The following is a 681-nucleotide window of genomic DNA, read 5'->3' as shown; positions in this document are numbered from 1 at the left end:
TCATGACCTCCTGGCCATTGAAACTCAAAATCACATCACCGGCCTGCATCCCGGCCTGTTGCGCCGGGCTGTCGGGAATCACCTGCGCCACCAGGGCTCCGCGCGGACGCTGAAGCGCAAAGGTCTCGGCCAGCTCGCGGGTGACATCCTGAATCACCACCCCGAGCCAGCCGCGGGTGACGCGCCCCTGGGTGCGCAGTTGCTCGACCACATCCATTACCACCTCAATAGGGATGGCGAAAGAGAGGCCCATGAAGCCGCCGGTGCGGCTGTAAATCTGCGAATTCACGCCAATGACCTGGCCGTTGAGGTCAAACAGCGGACCGCCCGAGTTGCCCGGATTGATGGCCACATCAGTCTGGATAAAGGACACATAGTTCTCACTGGGTAGACTGCGCCCCTTGGCGCTGACAATGCCAGCGGTAGCGGAATGCTCAAACCCAAACGGCGAACCGATAGCCAGCACCCATTCGCCCACTTTCAGATCAGCGGCCTGGCCAATCTCGACCTGCGGCAAATCGCTGGCATCGAGTTTCAGCAGCGCAATATCGCTACGCTCATCAGCTCCGACCACAGTGGCGACGAACTCCCGTCGGTCACTGGTGCGCACAATGATCTCCTCGGCCATTTGCACTACATGGGCATTGGTCACCACATAGCCATCAGAGGACAGCAGGAAGC

Annotated in this window: 1 protein-coding gene; it reads right to left on the bottom strand. The window is 60.1% G+C overall.

Annotated elements, in window-relative coordinates:
- The coding region (locus CKO28_RS27805; protein ID WP_200344792.1) for a S1C family serine protease at positions 1–681 on the bottom strand (681 nt) is incomplete at both ends.

Origin of the sequence: Rhodovibrio sodomensis, assembly GCF_016583645.1 — a bacterium.
Taxonomy (GTDB): domain Bacteria; phylum Pseudomonadota; class Alphaproteobacteria; order Kiloniellales; family Rhodovibrionaceae; genus Rhodovibrio; species Rhodovibrio sodomensis.
Note: the sequence above shows the minus strand (reverse complement) of the source record. Positions and strands in the feature narration are given on the sequence as shown.